The organism is Vibrio sp. 070316B (genome assembly GCF_013114115.1).
GTDB classification, from domain to species: Bacteria; Pseudomonadota; Gammaproteobacteria; order Enterobacterales; family Vibrionaceae; genus Vibrio; species Vibrio chagasii_B.
The window spans coordinates 29,657-45,934 of sequence record NZ_VTYC01000021.1 but is presented as its reverse complement, the minus strand read 5'-3'; the positions used below and the strand labels follow the sequence as shown (position 1 = coordinate 45,934).

At 42.6% G+C, this 16,278-nt stretch carries 16 protein-coding genes; 5 read left to right on the top strand and 11 right to left on the bottom strand.

Annotated elements, in window-relative coordinates:
• Nucleotides 1-52 precede the first annotated feature (52 nt).
• From F0251_RS16030 to yegD, 4 genes are all read right to left on the bottom strand, one after another.
• Nucleotides 53-685: a LysE family translocator gene (locus F0251_RS16030; RefSeq protein WP_061031342.1), complete on the bottom strand. Its 633-nt coding sequence runs from the start codon at nt 683-685 to the stop codon at nt 53-55.
• Nucleotides 686-835: 150 nt separating this feature from the next.
• Complete coding sequence (locus tag F0251_RS16025; protein ID WP_116870889.1) at nt 836-1,468, bottom strand: fumarylacetoacetate hydrolase family protein; 633 nt, start codon at nt 1,466-1,468, stop codon at nt 836-838.
• A gap of 287 nt (nt 1,469-1,755) precedes the next feature.
• On the bottom strand, nt 1,756-2,829 hold the full coding sequence (locus F0251_RS16020; protein WP_116870890.1) for a porin: 1,074 nt from the start codon (nt 2,827-2,829) through the stop codon (nt 1,756-1,758).
• Nucleotides 2,830-3,321: 492 nt separating this feature from the next.
• Nucleotides 3,322-4,674: a molecular chaperone gene (yegD, locus tag F0251_RS16015; RefSeq protein WP_171731343.1), complete on the bottom strand. Its 1,353-nt coding sequence runs from the start codon at nt 4,672-4,674 to the stop codon at nt 3,322-3,324.
• A gap of 158 nt (nt 4,675-4,832) precedes the next feature.
• Here yegD and F0251_RS16010 point away from each other — a divergent pair, with 158 nt between their 5' ends.
• On the top strand, nt 4,833-5,141 hold the full coding sequence (locus tag F0251_RS16010) for a DUF1289 domain-containing protein (protein ID WP_081090287.1): 309 nt from the start codon (nt 4,833-4,835) through the stop codon (nt 5,139-5,141).
• A gap of 99 nt (nt 5,142-5,240) precedes the next feature.
• On the opposite strand, the gene F0251_RS16005 is transcribed toward F0251_RS16010, so the two are convergent.
• A complete protein-coding gene (locus tag F0251_RS16005) occupies nt 5,241-5,591 on the bottom strand; it encodes a HopJ type III effector protein (protein WP_061031245.1) in 351 nt (116 codons plus the stop codon).
• 194 nt (nt 5,592-5,785) lie between these two features.
• On the opposite strand from F0251_RS16005, the gene F0251_RS16000 reads away from it, so the two are divergent.
• Nucleotides 5,786-6,445 carry a PilZ domain-containing protein gene (locus F0251_RS16000; RefSeq protein WP_171731342.1) on the top strand — a complete coding sequence of 220 codons (660 nt, stop codon included), beginning with the start codon at nt 5,786-5,788 and terminating at the stop codon, nt 6,443-6,445.
• A 79-nt stretch (nt 6,446-6,524) separates the two neighbouring features.
• On the opposite strand, the gene luxQ is transcribed toward F0251_RS16000, so the two are convergent.
• The 5 genes from luxQ to F0251_RS15975 all read right to left on the bottom strand — a co-directional run bounded on the left by luxQ (nt 6,525) and on the right by F0251_RS15975 (nt 11,726).
• Nucleotides 6,525-9,095, bottom strand: a complete 2,571-nt coding sequence (gene luxQ / locus F0251_RS15995) for a quorum-sensing autoinducer 2 sensor kinase/phosphatase LuxQ (protein WP_171731341.1) — start codon at nt 9,093-9,095, stop codon at nt 6,525-6,527.
• On the bottom strand, nt 9,095-10,189 hold the full coding sequence (locus F0251_RS15990; RefSeq protein WP_061031248.1) for an autoinducer 2-binding periplasmic protein LuxP: 1,095 nt from the start codon (nt 10,187-10,189) through the stop codon (nt 9,095-9,097). Before F0251_RS15990 ends, luxQ begins: the two co-directional genes overlap by 1 nt.
• A 308-nt stretch (nt 10,190-10,497) precedes the next feature.
• Nucleotides 10,498-10,812 (bottom strand): GIY-YIG nuclease family protein, encoded by a 315-nt coding sequence (locus tag F0251_RS15985; protein ID WP_061031249.1) that lies wholly within the window; start codon nt 10,810-10,812, stop codon nt 10,498-10,500.
• Nucleotides 10,813-11,469, bottom strand: a complete 657-nt coding sequence (locus tag F0251_RS15980) for a YceH family protein (protein ID WP_061031250.1) — start codon at nt 11,467-11,469, stop codon at nt 10,813-10,815.
• A 56-nt stretch (nt 11,470-11,525) separates the two neighbouring features.
• The gene (locus tag F0251_RS15975; protein ID WP_008217256.1) at nt 11,526-11,726 is read right to left on the bottom strand and encodes a hypothetical protein; all 201 of its coding nucleotides are present in this window, start codon (nt 11,724-11,726) and stop codon (nt 11,526-11,528) included.
• Nucleotides 11,727-11,921: 195 nt separating this feature from the next.
• Here F0251_RS15975 and F0251_RS15970 point away from each other — a divergent pair, with 195 nt between their 5' ends.
• The 3 genes from F0251_RS15970 to F0251_RS15960 all read left to right on the top strand — a co-directional run bounded on the left by F0251_RS15970 (nt 11,922) and on the right by F0251_RS15960 (nt 13,405).
• The gene (locus tag F0251_RS15970; RefSeq protein WP_004742367.1) at nt 11,922-12,236 is read left to right on the top strand and encodes a DUF496 family protein; all 315 of its coding nucleotides are present in this window, start codon (nt 11,922-11,924) and stop codon (nt 12,234-12,236) included.
• Nucleotides 12,237-12,376: 140 nt separating this feature from the next.
• A complete protein-coding gene (locus tag F0251_RS15965) occupies nt 12,377-13,003 on the top strand; it encodes a D-Ala-D-Ala carboxypeptidase family metallohydrolase (protein WP_061031251.1) in 627 nt (208 codons plus the stop codon).
• Between the two features lie 165 nt (nt 13,004-13,168).
• Entirely contained in the window at nt 13,169-13,405 is a 237-nt protein-coding gene (locus tag F0251_RS15960; protein WP_061031252.1) for a hypothetical protein, read from the top strand.
• A gap of 73 nt (nt 13,406-13,478) precedes the next feature.
• Here the strand turns inward: F0251_RS15960 and F0251_RS15955 are convergent, their stop codons facing one another.
• On the bottom strand, nt 13,479-16,043 hold the full coding sequence (locus F0251_RS15955; RefSeq protein WP_171731362.1) for an ATP-binding protein: 2,565 nt from the start codon (nt 16,041-16,043) through the stop codon (nt 13,479-13,481).
• Nucleotides 16,044-16,278: the final 235 nt, after the last annotated feature.

Sequence of the window (16,278 nt, the reverse complement as noted above, 5' to 3'; positions counted from 1 at the left end):
CGTCCATTTTTCTTTAAACATCTGGTTGCGGATAATCGCGTTTGGTTGTTACTTATGAAGTGAAGAAAGAAGACAGCATCCAAACCGCTAATACAACAAATACGCCACCCATCACTTTCTGTTGATAGGTACGAAACTTAGCATTTTCTACCAGTGACTTACCGATGGTACCTACCAGAGCTACAAGCAAGAAGTTGAACGTTAAGCCTAAAACATTCAGTAGTAAGCCTAGTACCAACATCTGCTCTCCTGATGTCGCCTCAATATTTGTCGACACGAACTGAGGTAAAAACATCACAAAAAACACTAGAGCTTTAGGATTGAGTAGGTTACTGATCAACGCTCTTTGGTAGTAAGCCTTTGCGGCAAAATTATCAGTCAGTTCAGGTGCGTTGCCCTGCTCTGTTCGCAGGCAGTCCCACCCCATTTTTAGCAAGTATGTACCACCTAATAGATGGAGAGCATTCAAAGCAACAGGGCTCATTGCGATTAATGCAGATACACCCATCGCCGCTAAAACAGTAAGAATGATCCCTGAAGTCGCGTTACCTAAGCTCGCAAAGACACCAACCTTGCGACCATAACTCATGCTTGAGCTAGCAATCAGCAACATATCAGGACCAGGTAAAAGAAGAAGAGCGACGACGGCAGTCAAGTAAACAGGCAGAATGGTTAAATCGATCATGAGGTTCAGCATTGATAAAAATGGAGGCGGATTTTATATCAATTACCAACACCCTTCCAGATGCAATCAGTTGTACCGCAGCCAAAATATCGAATTAAAAACCAACATCATAAAATCAGACCAAATTATTAACTAAATCGATAACAATAATTAACTCGCGACCCACTCGATCTCTATCAATGTTGTCTCACCACACTTAAGGCGACCTAGGAAAATATCACCTTGGTGCACTTCTCCGACGCCTTTCGGGGTGCCTGTCATCACAACATCGCCATCCAGCAAGGTCGTGTAAGAAGAGAGCTCTTCGAGGATAGTTTTCGGGGAATATAGCATCTGCTCAACGTGCCCTTTCTGAACACGAACACAGTTAATAAACAGCTCTAGATTCAAGTCTTCAAGATCCAAATCTGTTGTGGGTACAAAGCGGCTAAGAACGGCAGAACCATCAAACGCTTTAGCGCGCTCCCAAGGCAAGCCTTTCGCTTTCAAGCTGCTTTGCAGCTCGCGCTTAGTCAGATCTAACCCTAAACCTACTGCTGAATATTGACCGTTTTCAACGATGAAACAAATTTCTGCTTCATAGTGTAGGGCTTCCTGATGAAAAGAAGAGAGGGAAGAAGTTACGCTAGTACAGGGCTTATTGAACACCACCATAGCGTCTGGGATCGCGTTGTTAAGTTCTTCAATATGATCGACATAGTTACGCCCAACACACAGCACTTTCGTCGGTGTCGCTATTCGTTTCGAATTCATTAACTTTTCCTGATCTACCACGCTGCTCATAGTTTATCCCTGAACTATTTTTGGAATGCAGAGTTTACCTCATCACAAAGAGAGAATCTTCGACAAGCTGGCTACTGATCTCTAAATTCTGATCTTTAGCTCAATTCGCTCATTGGGAAGTTTTCATAAGGAAATCGCGGTATAAGAAATGGCCATTCAAAACAGAAGTACAAAACGAAAAAAGCCCTCTCCAACCAAAAGGTTTGAGAGGGCTTAGCATGGTGTCTAGGACAGTATCCTAAAAGGTAAACCTAAGGAGTAAACACTATGCTAAATCAGTCTGCGACTTATAGGTAGTAACGAGCACCAAGAGTCCACTTGTCATCAGTAGTGCGACCGTTGTCATCGTTTAGGTCAAATTGGTAACCAGTGTAACCTACAAAGTTGCTAGTGAAGTTGTACTCAGCTTGTAGAGCTAGCTCTTCACGAGCTGTAGTAGTTGTACCACCTTTGAATACTTCGCCTTCAACTACTTCGTAGTTCACGCTAAGGTTTAGGCTGTTTGCAAAAGCGTATGCAGCTAATAGTTCGTAAGCATCGCTCTCTTCAAGAGTAGTACCGCTTACAAGGCCAGCATTCATATTCTCGTTGAAGCCGTAGATACCAGCAAGGTATAGACCTGAGCCGTAAGAACCGTATGCTGCAGATATTAGGTGAGATTCAGCAGTCTTAGAAACACCAGAATCCGTGAAGTCACCAGTGTTGAATGCGTAGCCTAATTTAACGCCAGCAATAGAGTAACCAAGAGTTGCTTGAACACGGTCACCGTAAGAAACAGTTGAGCGAGTTGTAACAATTACACCGCCAACGTTTCTTTCTGTATCAGTAGTAACATCGTTGTCACCTTGCCAACCTAGACCAAAGCTAAACTCACCAGCTTCACCTAGCTCAAATGCATTGCGGTAGCTAAGCATTTTGTCTGCACGACCAGTACCAAGAGCACCGTGGTTGTCGTATAAGAAGTCATTCGCAAACGCGATTGGCATATCTGTCGCTGCCGCTACATCGTAGTAAGGAGACCATTGTGTACCTGCAACTGCACGACCAAACTCATCGTGAGTTAGACCAACGTAACCTAGACGAGTTGTGAATGTCTCATCACCACCATCTAGGTAGTTAAGTGCCCATTCGCCTTTAGCGTCAGCTGTGAAGCCGTTGCCTAATTCTTGAGTAGCGTTAAAGTTGATACGTGGAGAGTTAGTACCAACATCAGTCTCGCCTTCTTCTGAACCATTAACGTTCACTGAAACGTGGCCGCCAACTGAGAATGTTGTGCCGTCTTCGTTGTAAAGTTCTACTGCAACTGCCTGTGTACCAAATACTGCACCAGAAATCGCTAGCGCTAAAAGTTTCTTATTCATTGTCATATCCATTTGTAGCTGGGTGAGTTATTCACTAACAACCTCGTGCTTACGGAGAAGTTGTTACCTGCATTTAACAAGTAGGCAAACACTAATCGATGAATGACAAAAAAGTTGCATTAAAATATATAAAATAAAGAAAGCAATGCTATAAAAAACAAAAAATCAATTTAAAACAAAATTTTAACTTAGGATAAGCAAATCCTCATTGTGATTTATTTACAAAAAATGAAACTTATTTTTGCTTTTTAAATCACTAAAAAAGCATTAAAAATCAAAGCACCAAAACTACTCATCAGACCAATACATCACACAGCCCCAAAACTGAAACACTTTGTAACATCTAGAATTCGGTCGAAATATTTAGGCTCCTAAACTAATTTCGACTTTAGATTCCGAGAAGCTACTCCGTTAACTAATTTGGCCTTCGCGAATACAAAAAAGGGCAACCAATCAGCGACTGGTTGCCCTTCATAACTCATCATTGAACTCTTATTTGAAACACACCTCAGCCCAACGAGCCAAACCCGCCGTTACTGAACCAAAATAGTTGCCACTTACAATCGGTACATTCGGTACGGCTTGTTGAACCGCTTCACGAAGGATAGGCGAACGTGCCGAGCCCCCTGTCATATAGATAACATCTGGCTTTTTCTCACCTTGTTGAATGGCCTCTTTAACCAACTCAATCATCTTCGACTTTGGCGTTTCGATAGCATCGACCATCTGTTCAACTGAGATATCGACTTCTATCAACTCGGAGGCAACATTCATCGCAGCGCGATACTGAGAAGATTCTGCTAATGCAATCTTGGCTTCTTCGGCTCTCCGTACGATGCCGTAACCTAAGGTATCGTGATAAACCTTAAGTAAACGGTCTAGCTTCTGTGGCTCTGCGGCTTCTTTACGAAGTAACTTAAGCGCTGCAAGGTTTTCTCGAGAATAAAAATTCTTCTGAGCTTCTACATTGTTGATAGCAATTGGATTCCAGAATTGGGTCAATGGCATATCAATACCGGAAATGGCTTTACTGCTCATTCCGAAAGGTGACATCAGTTGTTTGAAAGCGAGGTAAATATCTAAATCATTCCCCCCAACCCTTTGACCACTGTGTGCCAATAAGCTCCGGCTACGGTCCGCTTTCCCAGACCAACTCGGGCCCATTTCCAATAAAGAACAGTCGGTCGTACCACCACCAATATCAACCACCAATACTGTTTGGTTTTCGGTCAAAGTGCTTTCATAGTCTAAGCCAGCAGCTACGGGTTCAAACTGAAAGGCAATATCAAGGAAGCCTGCACGCTTCGCAGCGCGAGATAAGATAGCTTCAGCTTGTCTGTTTGCCTCTTCACCACCTCGACCGTGGAAGTTAATTGGTCGACCAATAACCGCTTGTTTGATTTGTTCTTGAGTAGTGAGCTCAGCTTGCTGCTTGATGTTCGCCATCATGGCGCATACTAGATCTTCAAAGAAGCTGACCTGAACGTCATGTAGCCCACTTGCGCCAAGGAAAGACTTAGGAGACTTAACATAGTAGACATCACGCGGGTCTTCTAAGTAGAGATCCAACGCTGCCTGACCAAATGCCATGTCTTCTGGCACAAGGTCGATACTCTCTTCGCGGTTGTAGGCAATTGCACGTCGTAGCACTTGCTCACCGACAGCATCGCTCGGCTTGATGTTCAGGTGGCGAAATAGATGTTCAGATACACTCTCACGAGTAGGAGCAAATACGGTTGAGGGAATATAGTGGTTGCTACCTTCTAACGGTAACAAGCTTGGTTCTCCATTGACCATTGCAGCCACAGAACAGTTTGCTGTTCCATAATCAAATCCAATAAACATAATATCCCCCAGTCAACAAAAGGGGCGAGATGCTACATGAAAAGCCTTTCAATTACGAGGTCATTTACTATTTTTCAGAGTCAATTTTTAGTGAGTTTTCTCTTAAAACAGATACAAGTGTGTTACATTTCAGCCCAAACCAATCAAGGGTCAGATAGATGAAAACACCTTGCCGAGCGGCTTGTAAAAATAATGGTGGCATGTGTAGCGGCTGCTTCAGAACCATGGACGAAATTATAGGTTGGAAAGGCTTATCTGAGAGTGAAAGAGAGTCTGTGATGAATAACCTTAGTGGTATTAGCTCTACCCACCAATGTCCGCAATGTAATGAGCCAGCTCAATGCGATATCAGTGCCGGTAAAGAGACCTGTTGGTGCTTTGAGCTAGAGAAAAGAGACACGAGCTCTGTACCCAAGTTTGGAGTATGTATGTGTCGTAAATGCTTGTCTGAATTGCCAATTCAGTAGCCTGCCGTATGGAAAGATATAAAATCTGAAGCGAGATAAACTCATCTCGCTTCAGGGTCTTAATGTTAAGTAAGTATTTACTTCGCCGGTGAAACCTATTTACTTAGACTTCAATACCAACGCTGGCTGGGAGAATTCCACCCCACCCCAACCGTGAATCATAAAGTTACGGATGTTTTGGTGATCAGTATTCTCTGGGAAACCTAGTACATCATTGCGGTAGTATTGACCAAAACACGCGAGTGTTTGCTCTGCTGAAAGCCCTTGATCTTGGCCGAACGCAAAAATTTTACACGAACCGTTGTTCTGTCCAGCCTCATTCACGACATCCCCGTTGCGAAATTCACATTCACAAAAGTCATAATGTGCTTCAATCACCTGCATCGTATCTTCAAACTGCACATTCTCTGGGGACTCAGACAGGGTGTTTAACAAGGTTTCTAGTTCCATTTACCATTTCTCCATTGAGTAAATTATTGATAGCAGTGTAACGTGTTTTTCGACAAGAGTAAGCCAATGTTTGAGTAACAACCCGTTTCTAGTTTTCATCCCGCCAACCTCATTTCCTTAATGAAAGTAATGACATAGCTTTATTAGGACGTTATATTATTTCAACAGACAGTTAACATTGTTCATCGATAAATATGCATAAAGATAAAAACGTAGAACTGTTTAGATACCTGAAACCAGGTACAAAAACAGCAGGTGTATTAGAGTTTGGCCCCGACGACTCAATTCAGATCAGTACTCTATATATTGGGCACAAAGAAGAGCAGTACCTTATCCTGGAACTGTCACAAAAAGCGACCGAGGCACTGACGTTAAGAAAGCTCATCAACGTCGATATCATCGTTCGAGCGATTACAGACACAGAACTTGGGCACATCGTCGCCTTCAAAACCAATGTACTGGCTCATATCACCTCCCCTGCGCATCTTCTATTTCTTCGTCCGCCAACGAGCTTTGCAACAAAACCAATCCGCGAACACGAAAGATACAAAGTGCGCCTCAACTGCGAAGTTACCTTTGACACCTTGATGCTAAACGCTGTGTTAGTCGATTTCTCTGTTTCCGGCTGTGGTATCTACATTACACAACAATCCGATATTGATGTGGGATGGAAGGTAAAGGTGGATTCAATGTTGAGTGAGCACTTAGATAGTGAATTGGTTTACAAAGTTGTGAGTAAGAAAAGACAGGGCCAAGGTTGGGTACTAGGAATTCAATTCCCTGAACACCTAGACATGAGTGATGAGCTTAAAACATTACTGTTAGAACAAGCTTTCGTTGCTGGCTTTGTATAGTTGTTCTCGGATGTTCAGAATGCAGAGCTCGACACCGCTCGGTGTGGCACAATCTTGCATTCAAAGAGTTAAAGAAAAACTAGAGTCTGTTTTGATCCCAGTATGATTTTTTGAAATGAACAAAAGCTTGATGCAACGACTCTTCTTTAATCGGTTTAACAATCACATAGTTGGCACCTGCAGCCATAAAACTATCCCTTGTCGATTCTTGAGCATCTGCAGTACACGCATAAATCGGGGCTAATACACCGATTTCCTCTCGCAACTGTTGTGTCGTTTCAACGCCGCCAAGGTTAGGAAGTTGATTATCCATTAGAATGAGGTCATAAGTGTTTGCTTTTGCGAGCTCTATGGCCTCCAGACCATCTTTCGCCCAGGTCACCACCATGCCATATTTTTTACAAAAAGCCTGTGCGATGAAAGCATTGGTGTGGTTATCTTCCACCAGCAACACCTTCAAAGAGCGATCGAATAGCGCCTCAGGTTCAATACCTGTTTGCTGCTTAACATCAATTAGCGGCTTAGAGTGCAGTTCAACTGGGATTTCGATGATGAATTCCGAGCCTTGATCTTTAGCACTGCGAACCTGAATATCGCCTTCCAGCATGTCGACCAAGTTTTTAACAATGGTTAACCCTAACCCAGTCCCGCCGTACTCCCGTGTTGTCGTTTCTTCGGCTTGGACAAAGGGTTCAAAAACAGCATCAATTTTACTCCCATCAATACCAATGCCGGTGTCTTTCACGCGAACGATCAAGCTGGCTTTATTCGTATTGAAGATACTTTCAAGTTCGAAGCTAACGGAGATACCACCTTGATGCGTAAACTTTAGGGCGTTACTCAACAAATTAAACATAATTTGGTTCAAACGCACTTGGTCGGTATTGATTTCAATGTCATCAACAAGGTGATTAACGATAGAAAACGTGACCGATTTATCCTCACAAAGGGGGCGATAAATACTGTCTAAAGTGTTAATCAACTCCACTAAGCGGAAGTCTTTCTTCTGAATATTAAACTGCCCCTGCTCGATCTTTGAAAAGTCCAAGATATCGTTCAACACCGCTAGCAGGTGCTCCGCACTGTTACAAAGTACATCAACTTGCTCTCGGTTATCTTCACTGTGCACAGAACGCTTGAGCAGTTGAGAAACGCCTAATATACCGTTAAGTGGTGTACGAATTTCGTGGCTCATCTTTGCTAAGAAATCAGCACGAACGTTCGCAAGATGCTCTGCCTCTTCTCTGGCACGATCGGCTTGTCTCTCCGCTTCAACCAACTTGGTTATGTCTTGTCCTTGTACTACGACGCCTGTGATGCCATGTTCAACCCGAATCGCCGACATATTCCAACGGAACACCTTTTCGCCAATCGGTACGTTAATACCCGTCAACTTGGCCCCTTGAACCACCATTTGTATGTTTGGCAGCATGCGGTGTTCGAACTCATGTGCGACGGCACCATAATTATCATCTTCATCAAACAGCGCCATACGCGCTGCTGGATTCATTTGAATCAAGTCTCCTTTTTCAGACCAAACCAAAATGGGAGAATGAGCAAAGTTAAACAGGTCTTGGAATTTTTGGTTTTGTTCAGATAGACGTTCAAAGGTATCCTCAAGCGTACAGCCTATGTGGTGAAACTCGAAAATATTAGAGCCATCAAATTTGTTGTACTCTTCGCTATCACTGGCTGAGCGAGTGAAGTCCATGAGCTTATCAAGTTCAGCAGAAACTCTTCTCTGAATCCAAGAACGGGCAAAGAAAGACATGAAAACGATCACAACAATGACAACGATGATCGCACGCTCATAGTTTTCTTCTAAGGCGATGAAGTTACTGTTCTTTTGAACGGCACGAATGACAAGAGGCGTTTCTACCGCGTTGATTTTAATCGTGGTGATAGTGACAAAATGACGAGGTAATTGCTCGTAGATTCTGTAATTGAGGATGTCTGTTATCGAGTAACTTTCATCACCACTGAAGGTTGAAGTGACAGGCGTACCGTGCGCTTCAATCACGATATTTTCGCAGTTACTACCCTGCTGGATAGACTCTGCGAGAGAAAAATTATTATCAAGGACAATGGCAATATACAGCTGTCCGAGTACTTCGCCCGTTTTACTGTCAACAATAGGAGTACGACGAGCTAGCAAGTGACGCTTACCTATATCCGTCATCAGTTGAATAAAGTGCCAATTGCTACTGAACGAAACCTCTTCAGAAATATGCTTCAGGCTTTTGTCATCCAAGCCATAAAACTGACCGTTACCGTCCTCCCACGCTAAGCCGTCATGAGTAGAGACAAAGCGAAGATCTGGCGCATGATCCGGTTCACGCTGGTCGACACCAAAGAAAAAGTAGCTAAGTACCTCTTCGTCATTGGTCTTAAAATACTCACGTAGCGTATCACTGTGCGAGCTACTATCCTGGTGAATTTGCAACACAGACAAACGGTAATCAAACATATTCTGGATCAAGCTAGAAGTTTGCTTAACCGTTCTATTGGTCTCTTGTTTTACAATACTACTACTGGTCTCGTAGTTATGAATAAGCACGCCAAGCGCCATCACCCCGATCACTAAAATAATGATACGTGTAATTAATTTGGCTAGGGTGTTCCTTGGAGTATTGGCGTAGCTTTTCTTCATTATTGACCTGAGTATCTAAATGCTCGCTGTTTGAGTTCAGAAATACGTTCTGGTGAGTCTTCCTTGGTCACCACTTCAAAATCACCTGAGTAAACTGTAGGAACTTGTTGCCCTGCAAGGTCCCACTTAATCGCCTCTGCCATTGCAATGCCTGTGTCATCGTTCATACGCATAACCGTCACATCAAGGTCACCTCTAGCAATGGCTTCAAGCTCAGCAGATCCGCCGCCCCAACCATTCACTAGGATATCTCGACCAGACTCACGAATGGCATCTGCAGCGCCGAGAGCGACATCAGTTGCACAGGCATAAATAAAGTCTAGGTCTTTATCGTTCTCAATGCTGATTTTAGCGGCTTGATAACCGCTCTCTTTATCTGACTTGGTGTAAAACGACGACTTTAAAGCAAAGTTTGTATCGCTATTCACATCATGGATAAACGTATCACCTCGCGCATCGCTGATATAGCCTTCTGAGCGGTATAGAACCGAGTATTTGCTTCCTGGCTTACTCGCAGTTTTAAAGTAATCCGCTAACTTCAAACTGCCAGTTGCATGGTCAAAACCCACATACATAAACGGTTGTCTGTCAGCCCATGCACGAACAGGTGTCGTAATGTTCTGTAGAATCAACTTAGTCTCTGTTGAGGTCAATACATGTTCGATAAACTTGCGGTGACGCGTGGTATCCAGTGTGAAGATTAAGTAGTCAGTCTTGTTTTCAATGGCTTCTTGCAACGAGATGCTCTGCTGAGTGAGATCCGCATTCACTCGCGTAAACACTTGGTTAATCTGGTAGTTTATTCTCAACTTGTCGAGTCGCTTTTCAAAGGCTTGAATATTACGAACCCAGTAATCAGAGATCTGTTGCCCAGGATAAACGACGGAAATAGTGATGGGCTCGTCTTGCGCTTTCGCGAGCGGAACTGGGTGTTTTTTTACGGCCTCGACCATCTTATCGGTTAAGGTTTTTTGTTCTGGGAAGTTAGAAAGATATTCTTGGTACTCCCAATATCCATTAAGGACATGAGTACCATGGGAGAGAGCGGACGCAGAAAATACGGCAAGTCCAAACAACATCAGTAAACGTTTCATATTTTTCTCGTTTTATATGAGCTACTTTGGCTCATTTTTTAACCTAGCATGACACCACCTCTTTGGATGGCTGAAAGATATTATGTAGGACAACGAGGATAAATGATAGCGGCTAAAACTAATTAGAATGACATTCTAAATGACTAATATGTCAAATGAGATTAATGATTGGAAGATTAGAACATCAAGCGCGTAGATACACATCATTGATTTTATATTTTCAATCTAAAAATCAGGCATTTAGTAAAATTTAGCGTCGAGCTTTCACTTATTAAGATTTAATCAACAACGACAATTTTAGGTATGAATTATGAGACTTCGTTATATTGAATACTGCCATCTTGCCACTCAATCATCAGCTTGAGTGATACCAAACTTTCTTTACGCAGTTTGGGTAATTGTTTGATCGCGTATTCAGTTTTTAGTGCCTCACTTTTTGACTGTACGTTCATACTCCAAACTAGCTTTAGCGGCCCCTTACCTTTTAGGGCTTTAGCGCCTTTACCAGTTTGATGCTGTTCGAATCGGCGTTGTAGATTATTAGTGACACCACAATACAAAGCGTTATGACGATTGCGGATCAGGTACACCACCCAATCCGCGTTTTTTTCAGATTCAGACATTTATAGCAGAGATTCAACCAGAGCTTTCAACTCGGCGACTTCAGCTCTTAGACTTGCGACTTCAGACTCTAGCTCTTCCAGCTTCTCATTCGATGCAGCCGGTACAGCAACACTTGCAGGCGCCGTCGCAAACGCTTCTACATCTACTTCACCACTCAGTAAATGCTGGTAACGTGACTCACGCTTGCCAGCTTCACGAGGCAATTTAACCACAAGAGCGCCAGCTTCACGTGTCGCTAGTTTCTCAAGTGTTGCGTCCACCTCTTTCACATCACTGAAGTTCGCCAAACGCCCCGTTCGTGTGCGTAATTCGCCCGGGGTCTGTGCACCACGCAATAACATGCAGCAGATGATAGCGCGTTCTTGTTCTGTAAATTGCAGGTCACCAAACTCGGTATTGCAGAAACGATGCTGATACTTATTCACACGGCTATTGAAGCTGCTTTCGTCACTCACCATGCGACGGGCAATCAAACCGTCAACGGCATCTAATACTTCTGATTCAGACAGCGAGAGAACAGGTTCACGGTTACTTTTCTGGTTACAAGCCGTAGTTAAGCTGTTTAATGTCAGCGGGTAGTGATCAGGAGTCGTGACTTCTTTCTCGATCAAACAGCCAATGATTCTCGCTTCAATTGGGGAAAGTACTGTGTTCATCGTTATTCCTTTTTATTATTTTGGTGATTTCGTCTCAGCGCCTATTTATGCAACGTTTAGTGCTCAGATAAAATTGGTACTCGCTTCTTTCTACCCTGCTCATCAATCATTATGATCTTAGAACGGTTTAGCTCTATTTCCACGACTTCCAAATAAGTACGCTCTTTTACATACGCATCACGAAGCTTGTTTTGCTCTGCTGAAGATTCAGTCACTTTATCGCCCGAATCTTCGATTTCCAATTGTTGTTGATTCATTTCACATTTCGTATCAATGCAGTATCTACATGGGATACTAACTTGATCGGTAAGATAAAAACAATCACACATCGGCGAGAGTGACGAATAATTAAACAACCTTACTTTTGCTTTGATCTAAAGACTGTTACATCATCAATTGATGTGCTTTAATCAGAACCAGACAACGTATTTGACGAATAGGAAAAGGAATCTATGAGCAGCGTATTTGAAATTGTTAACCAAGCACGACGTAAGAACAAACTTAAGCGTGAACTTCTAGACAACGAAAAGAAAGTTCGTGACAACCGCAAGCGTGTTGACCTTCTTGATAACCTACTTGATTACATCAAGCCAGAGATGACTCACGACGAGATCCTAGGCATTATCAAAAACATGAAAGCTGACTACGAAGACCGTGTTGATGACCACATCATTAAGAGCGCAGAGATTTCTAAAGCGCGTCGCGACATCAGCCGCCGTATCCGTGAATTAACTGAAGAAGACAAGCAAATTCAAGGTAAGAAGTAATCTTATTAAATTGAATGAATTGTTAAGTAACCCACTCATTGTAGTGGGTTTTTTTGTACATAAATTCCAGTGTCTATACTTAAGCTTACGCATTTATTGAATCAAGTATCACTAGCCAACGTAAGCAATGGAGTCACCATATGTACTCAACCATTCTGATTACCTTAGCGCTATCAAGCACTCAACCCTATCCTGAAGAATTCGAAAGACTGTATACCGAAGAGACCGAAATCACTTACGATGATCTCGTGGTCGACGTTCATGGCTACAAGGTTCCGACTCGTTCGGCCTTTCGAGGCTGGATGCTACTTAATCACGCAGAAGACAAAGTAAGAGAGATTGGACAGCAGCTCAAAGATGCTGGAATCACCCAAAGCATGCCTTTGCATCTGGTACTGCTACAAGGAACAGATTGGGCAATGAGCAACACCACCTTGTTTACGCTTCCGGATAAGAAAAACGTGCCGAATATGATCAATACATTGAAATATATTCAGCAATACATTGAACCTGAAATCGGTGTTGTTATACCTGTGTCCGGTGAACGAACCCAAATCTATAACCAACAAGCTGGCGGTGCACTACGAAGTAAACACTTAGAATTCTGCGCCTTGGACCTAGTCCCAGCGAATGACATTACTCGAGAACAACTGCACGTAAAACTCAAAAAAATTCATGCTGAGTTTGGGCAGAAAAATAACGTTGGTCTGGGTTTGTATTCTGGTGTTCGTTTCCATATTGATACTTGTGGTTTTAGACAATGGTAAAAATACACTTAAAAGTCAAAAAGACACATAAATTGCAAGTGTCTTTTTGACTACAAAAGAGAAAAACCTAAAGCTAAAACACTGATAATCAAGAATTTTAAGTCTTGGAACACTAATTGCTAATAGTTAAATATCAAAACAACTATTAGTAACTAGGAATTCAATATGAAGACGATGACTCAACGCTTTCAAACTCTACTTTCTGTATCTAACTTCAGCCTAGCAATCACCACCTTGCTGATGCTACTCAGCATAATTATCGCTTACCCAATGGCGGACCATTTCTCATTACCGATTCAGATCGTTGCGCATATCAGCACTATCATTGTGGCGGCTTTCGTCAAAATCAGTTATGTCGGTCGATGCCTTGCGCAATACAACCTTGGAATGGAAGTGCGTTAAATATCGGTAGATTCGTTCTAAAACTCAAAGCAAAAAAGCTCAACGACTTGTTGAGCCTCGAGTGAGATATCCATTAAACAATATCAAGACTGCTAAACAGATCATAGAGTTGGTGAGATTTATAAGGTTTAGGTAAATAAGCATTCATGCCCGCATCAAAACAATCTTTGATGTCTTCTTCTAACACACTTGCAGTTAAAGCAATAATGGGTAGTGGTGTCGCTTGTTGTTCAAGCTCCCACTGCCGGATTGCTCTGGTCGCTGTTATCCCATCCATGACTGGCATCATGCAATCCATCAACACGGCATCAAATTGCGCGCCCTGAGTGATAACATCAACCGCCTCTTGCCCATTACTAGTAATTAGATATTCATAACCAGCTTGTTCAAGAAAGAAGCTCGCTATCTTCTGATTCATTAAATTATCTTCGACAATCAAGATACGTCGATTCAGAGGACGTACTTCTTCTTTTTCTGATTTGGCTTCAGGTACCAGTTCTTCATTCGCATCAAGAGACAATAGACTATTCAGGAAACGTCGCCCCAAGAATGGCAGTGTATGAGTTGAATGAACGGACTCTGTAATCAGATTGGTTTTGAATAAGTGGTGCTGACAAACAATCACACGGTCTAAAGGGTATTGTGTTTTCAAAGCTGCTAAATCACTCTGCAACGAGTGATGTAAGGTATGGCAATACAGGACGAAGTCGCTCCCTTTGATCTCTTCATCTAACGACGATACAGAGCCGACCACCTTGGGTTTTATGTTGAGACGCTCACACTCTTTGACTAATTGATCGAGATAGTTAAAAGAGTTGGAAATGATCGTCGCACGATTTAAATTCTCAAAGCTTTGAACTTGCGTCTCGACTACATCGACATATAGACAAAACGTAAAGGTAGAGCCTTCACCTTTTACTGAACGCGCAGTGATGTATCCACCCATTAAGTCGACAAGCTGCCTACAGATTGCTAACCCAAGCCCTGTACCACCAAACTGACGCGTGATACTGCCATCCTCTTGGGTAAAAGGCTCAAAGATGGATTCTAGTTTCTCTGGTTCAATACCGATGCCCGTATCCGAAACACTGCACTCGAGCTTACCTCTGCCCATCGACATTGGCGTATAAGCGATGTCCGTAGTAATGGTACCGTTGGAGGTAAACTTGATAGCATTCGACAATAAATTCGTCAGCACCTGCCTGACACGGTATTCATCGAAAAACAGCTGTGCTGGGGTCTGGGAGTCAATGTTTACATCAAGCTCAATATCTTTACTGATCGCCTTAGATAAAATCACGCTCACAGAGTCATAGACCGCTTCTCGTAAGTCAGCGTTATGGGGAGAGAGCATGAGATTACCTGACTCAATTTTGGACAAGTCGAGAATGTCATTCAACAGCACTAGTAATGAGTGCGATGACGACTCAATATCCCCAAGCACCTCTTGTTGGTTGGGACTCAGTTTGCTCTGAGACAGGATCTCCGCCATGCCAATAATCCCATTTAGTGGTGTGCGAATTTCATGGGACATATTGGCGAGAAACGCACTTTTCGCTTTATTCGCTGAAACCGCATCTTCTTTGGCTTCAACCAATTCTTGATTGTGCTGATAGTTACGTTCCATTACTCGATTTAACGTATCGGTAAACTCAACCAGCTCATCGTTGCCATCAATTTTGATCATCTTGGGCTTACCATCGCTATCAGCGCACTCAGATACCCCTTTTAAGATAAGTGATAGGTTTCGATTTAAGTGTATCGAAGTCATGGCGCCAAGCCACAACAACACGCCAGACACAACGAGAATCAGAAGGGAAATAACCAATGTTTGTCGCTTCTGTAGTGCGATGTTGTTTGTTAGCTCAAACTGCAACTGCTTAGTATAACTGCTAATCGCTTTGGAAATTGCTCGCTTTTTGATTTCCAAACTTTTGAGGTGTTCGTATATTTCAGGTGATAAAAAATCGCCTTTGAGGATTCGAGATATAAATTTGGCTTGAAAATCATCTTTGGCGACCGCGTTTAGCAGTTGCCTAATTTCAGGTGAACGAGTATCAGAGCGGAAAAATGTATCAAGCAACTGTTGCTGCCTCTCTAGCGCACCTACATAACTCAATAAGTATTGATTTCTTAGCTCGGGCGAGCGATACAAACTGTAGCTTAACCACGCCTCTCGCTGAGTCCAAAACACGTAGTTAGAGAGGTGGATAAACATGGCTTCAGTTTGATCTATGTTTCCATCGACTAAAGCGATGTGAAATTCAGATAGCTCCATCAACACATCTTTCAACAAACGAAAAGCGCGCTCAGTCAATTGCTCATTTTCCGCGTTTTCCGGTGAGCTCGCCAAACTCATCAGCACCGTTTTCAACTCCATCAACTGAGATTCAATACTCCAATGGGAGTCAGATTGTTGCAGTTTTATTCCATACTGATTAAGCCGACCCAACTCGGATTGCAGCGTTAAAAGTAACTGGCCTTTATCAGGAGAGTCATTAGACAGCACCAACCATCGATAAGCATCACTTGAGATCGTATTAAAAGATTGAAGAGCTTCAACCTTAATGCGTGTGGTCTCAAGGTTATTCATCTTCTTGTCATTCTTTAACACTTGATTCACTGTAAACCCAAACATGATGAGTACAGAAACGGTGGAAAGAAAAATAAGACGCCATCTAATTGACATGTTTATCATTTTTATAACTACTCCCTTCCCGAAAGTAATTTTACCTAGCCCAGTTTAAGAATAGGACATTAACAGAAGGTTATTGATCAAATTGGATATGGACAAACGATACTCTGAGCCCAAAATAAGCAATAACATTGAACACAGTGAACAATAGACGTTTGAATGGAAGAAGTGTGAAAAG

What these genes read in the sequence shown, in the direction of transcription:
- F0251_RS16030 (WP_061031342.1), bottom strand. Translation starts at nt 685, where the DNA reads ATGATCGATTTAACCATTCTGCCTGTTTACTTGACTGCCGTCGTCGCT.
- F0251_RS16025 (WP_116870889.1), bottom strand. Translation starts at nt 1,468, where the DNA reads ATGAGCAGCGTGGTAGATCAGGAAAAGTTAATGAATTCGAAACGAATA.
- F0251_RS16020 (WP_116870890.1), bottom strand. Translation starts at nt 2,829, where the DNA reads ATGAATAAGAAACTTTTAGCGCTAGCGATTTCTGGTGCAGTATTTGGT.
- yegD (WP_171731343.1), bottom strand. Translation starts at nt 4,674, where the DNA reads ATGTTTATTGGATTTGATTATGGAACAGCAAACTGTTCTGTGGCTGCA.
- F0251_RS16010 (WP_081090287.1), top strand. Translation starts at nt 4,833, where the DNA reads ATGAAAACACCTTGCCGAGCGGCTTGTAAAAATAATGGTGGCATGTGT.
- F0251_RS16005 (WP_061031245.1), bottom strand. Translation starts at nt 5,591, where the DNA reads ATGGAACTAGAAACCTTGTTAAACACCCTGTCTGAGTCCCCAGAGAAT.
- F0251_RS16000 (WP_171731342.1), top strand. Translation starts at nt 5,786, where the DNA reads ATGCATAAAGATAAAAACGTAGAACTGTTTAGATACCTGAAACCAGGT.
- luxQ (WP_171731341.1), bottom strand. Translation starts at nt 9,095, where the DNA reads ATGAAGAAAAGCTACGCCAATACTCCAAGGAACACCCTAGCCAAATTA.
- F0251_RS15990 (WP_061031248.1), bottom strand. Translation starts at nt 10,189, where the DNA reads ATGAAACGTTTACTGATGTTGTTTGGACTTGCCGTATTTTCTGCGTCC.
- F0251_RS15985 (WP_061031249.1), bottom strand. Translation starts at nt 10,812, where the DNA reads ATGTCTGAATCTGAAAAAAACGCGGATTGGGTGGTGTACCTGATCCGC.
- F0251_RS15980 (WP_061031250.1), bottom strand. Translation starts at nt 11,469, where the DNA reads ATGAACACAGTACTTTCCCCAATTGAAGCGAGAATCATTGGCTGTTTG.
- F0251_RS15975 (WP_008217256.1), bottom strand. Translation starts at nt 11,726, where the DNA reads ATGAATCAACAACAATTGGAAATCGAAGATTCGGGCGATAAAGTGACT.
- F0251_RS15970 (WP_004742367.1), top strand. Translation starts at nt 11,922, where the DNA reads ATGAGCAGCGTATTTGAAATTGTTAACCAAGCACGACGTAAGAACAAA.
- F0251_RS15965 (WP_061031251.1), top strand. Translation starts at nt 12,377, where the DNA reads ATGTACTCAACCATTCTGATTACCTTAGCGCTATCAAGCACTCAACCC.
- F0251_RS15960 (WP_061031252.1), top strand. Translation starts at nt 13,169, where the DNA reads ATGAAGACGATGACTCAACGCTTTCAAACTCTACTTTCTGTATCTAAC.
- F0251_RS15955 (WP_171731362.1), bottom strand. Translation starts at nt 16,043, where the DNA reads ATGTTTGGGTTTACAGTGAATCAAGTGTTAAAGAATGACAAGAAGATG.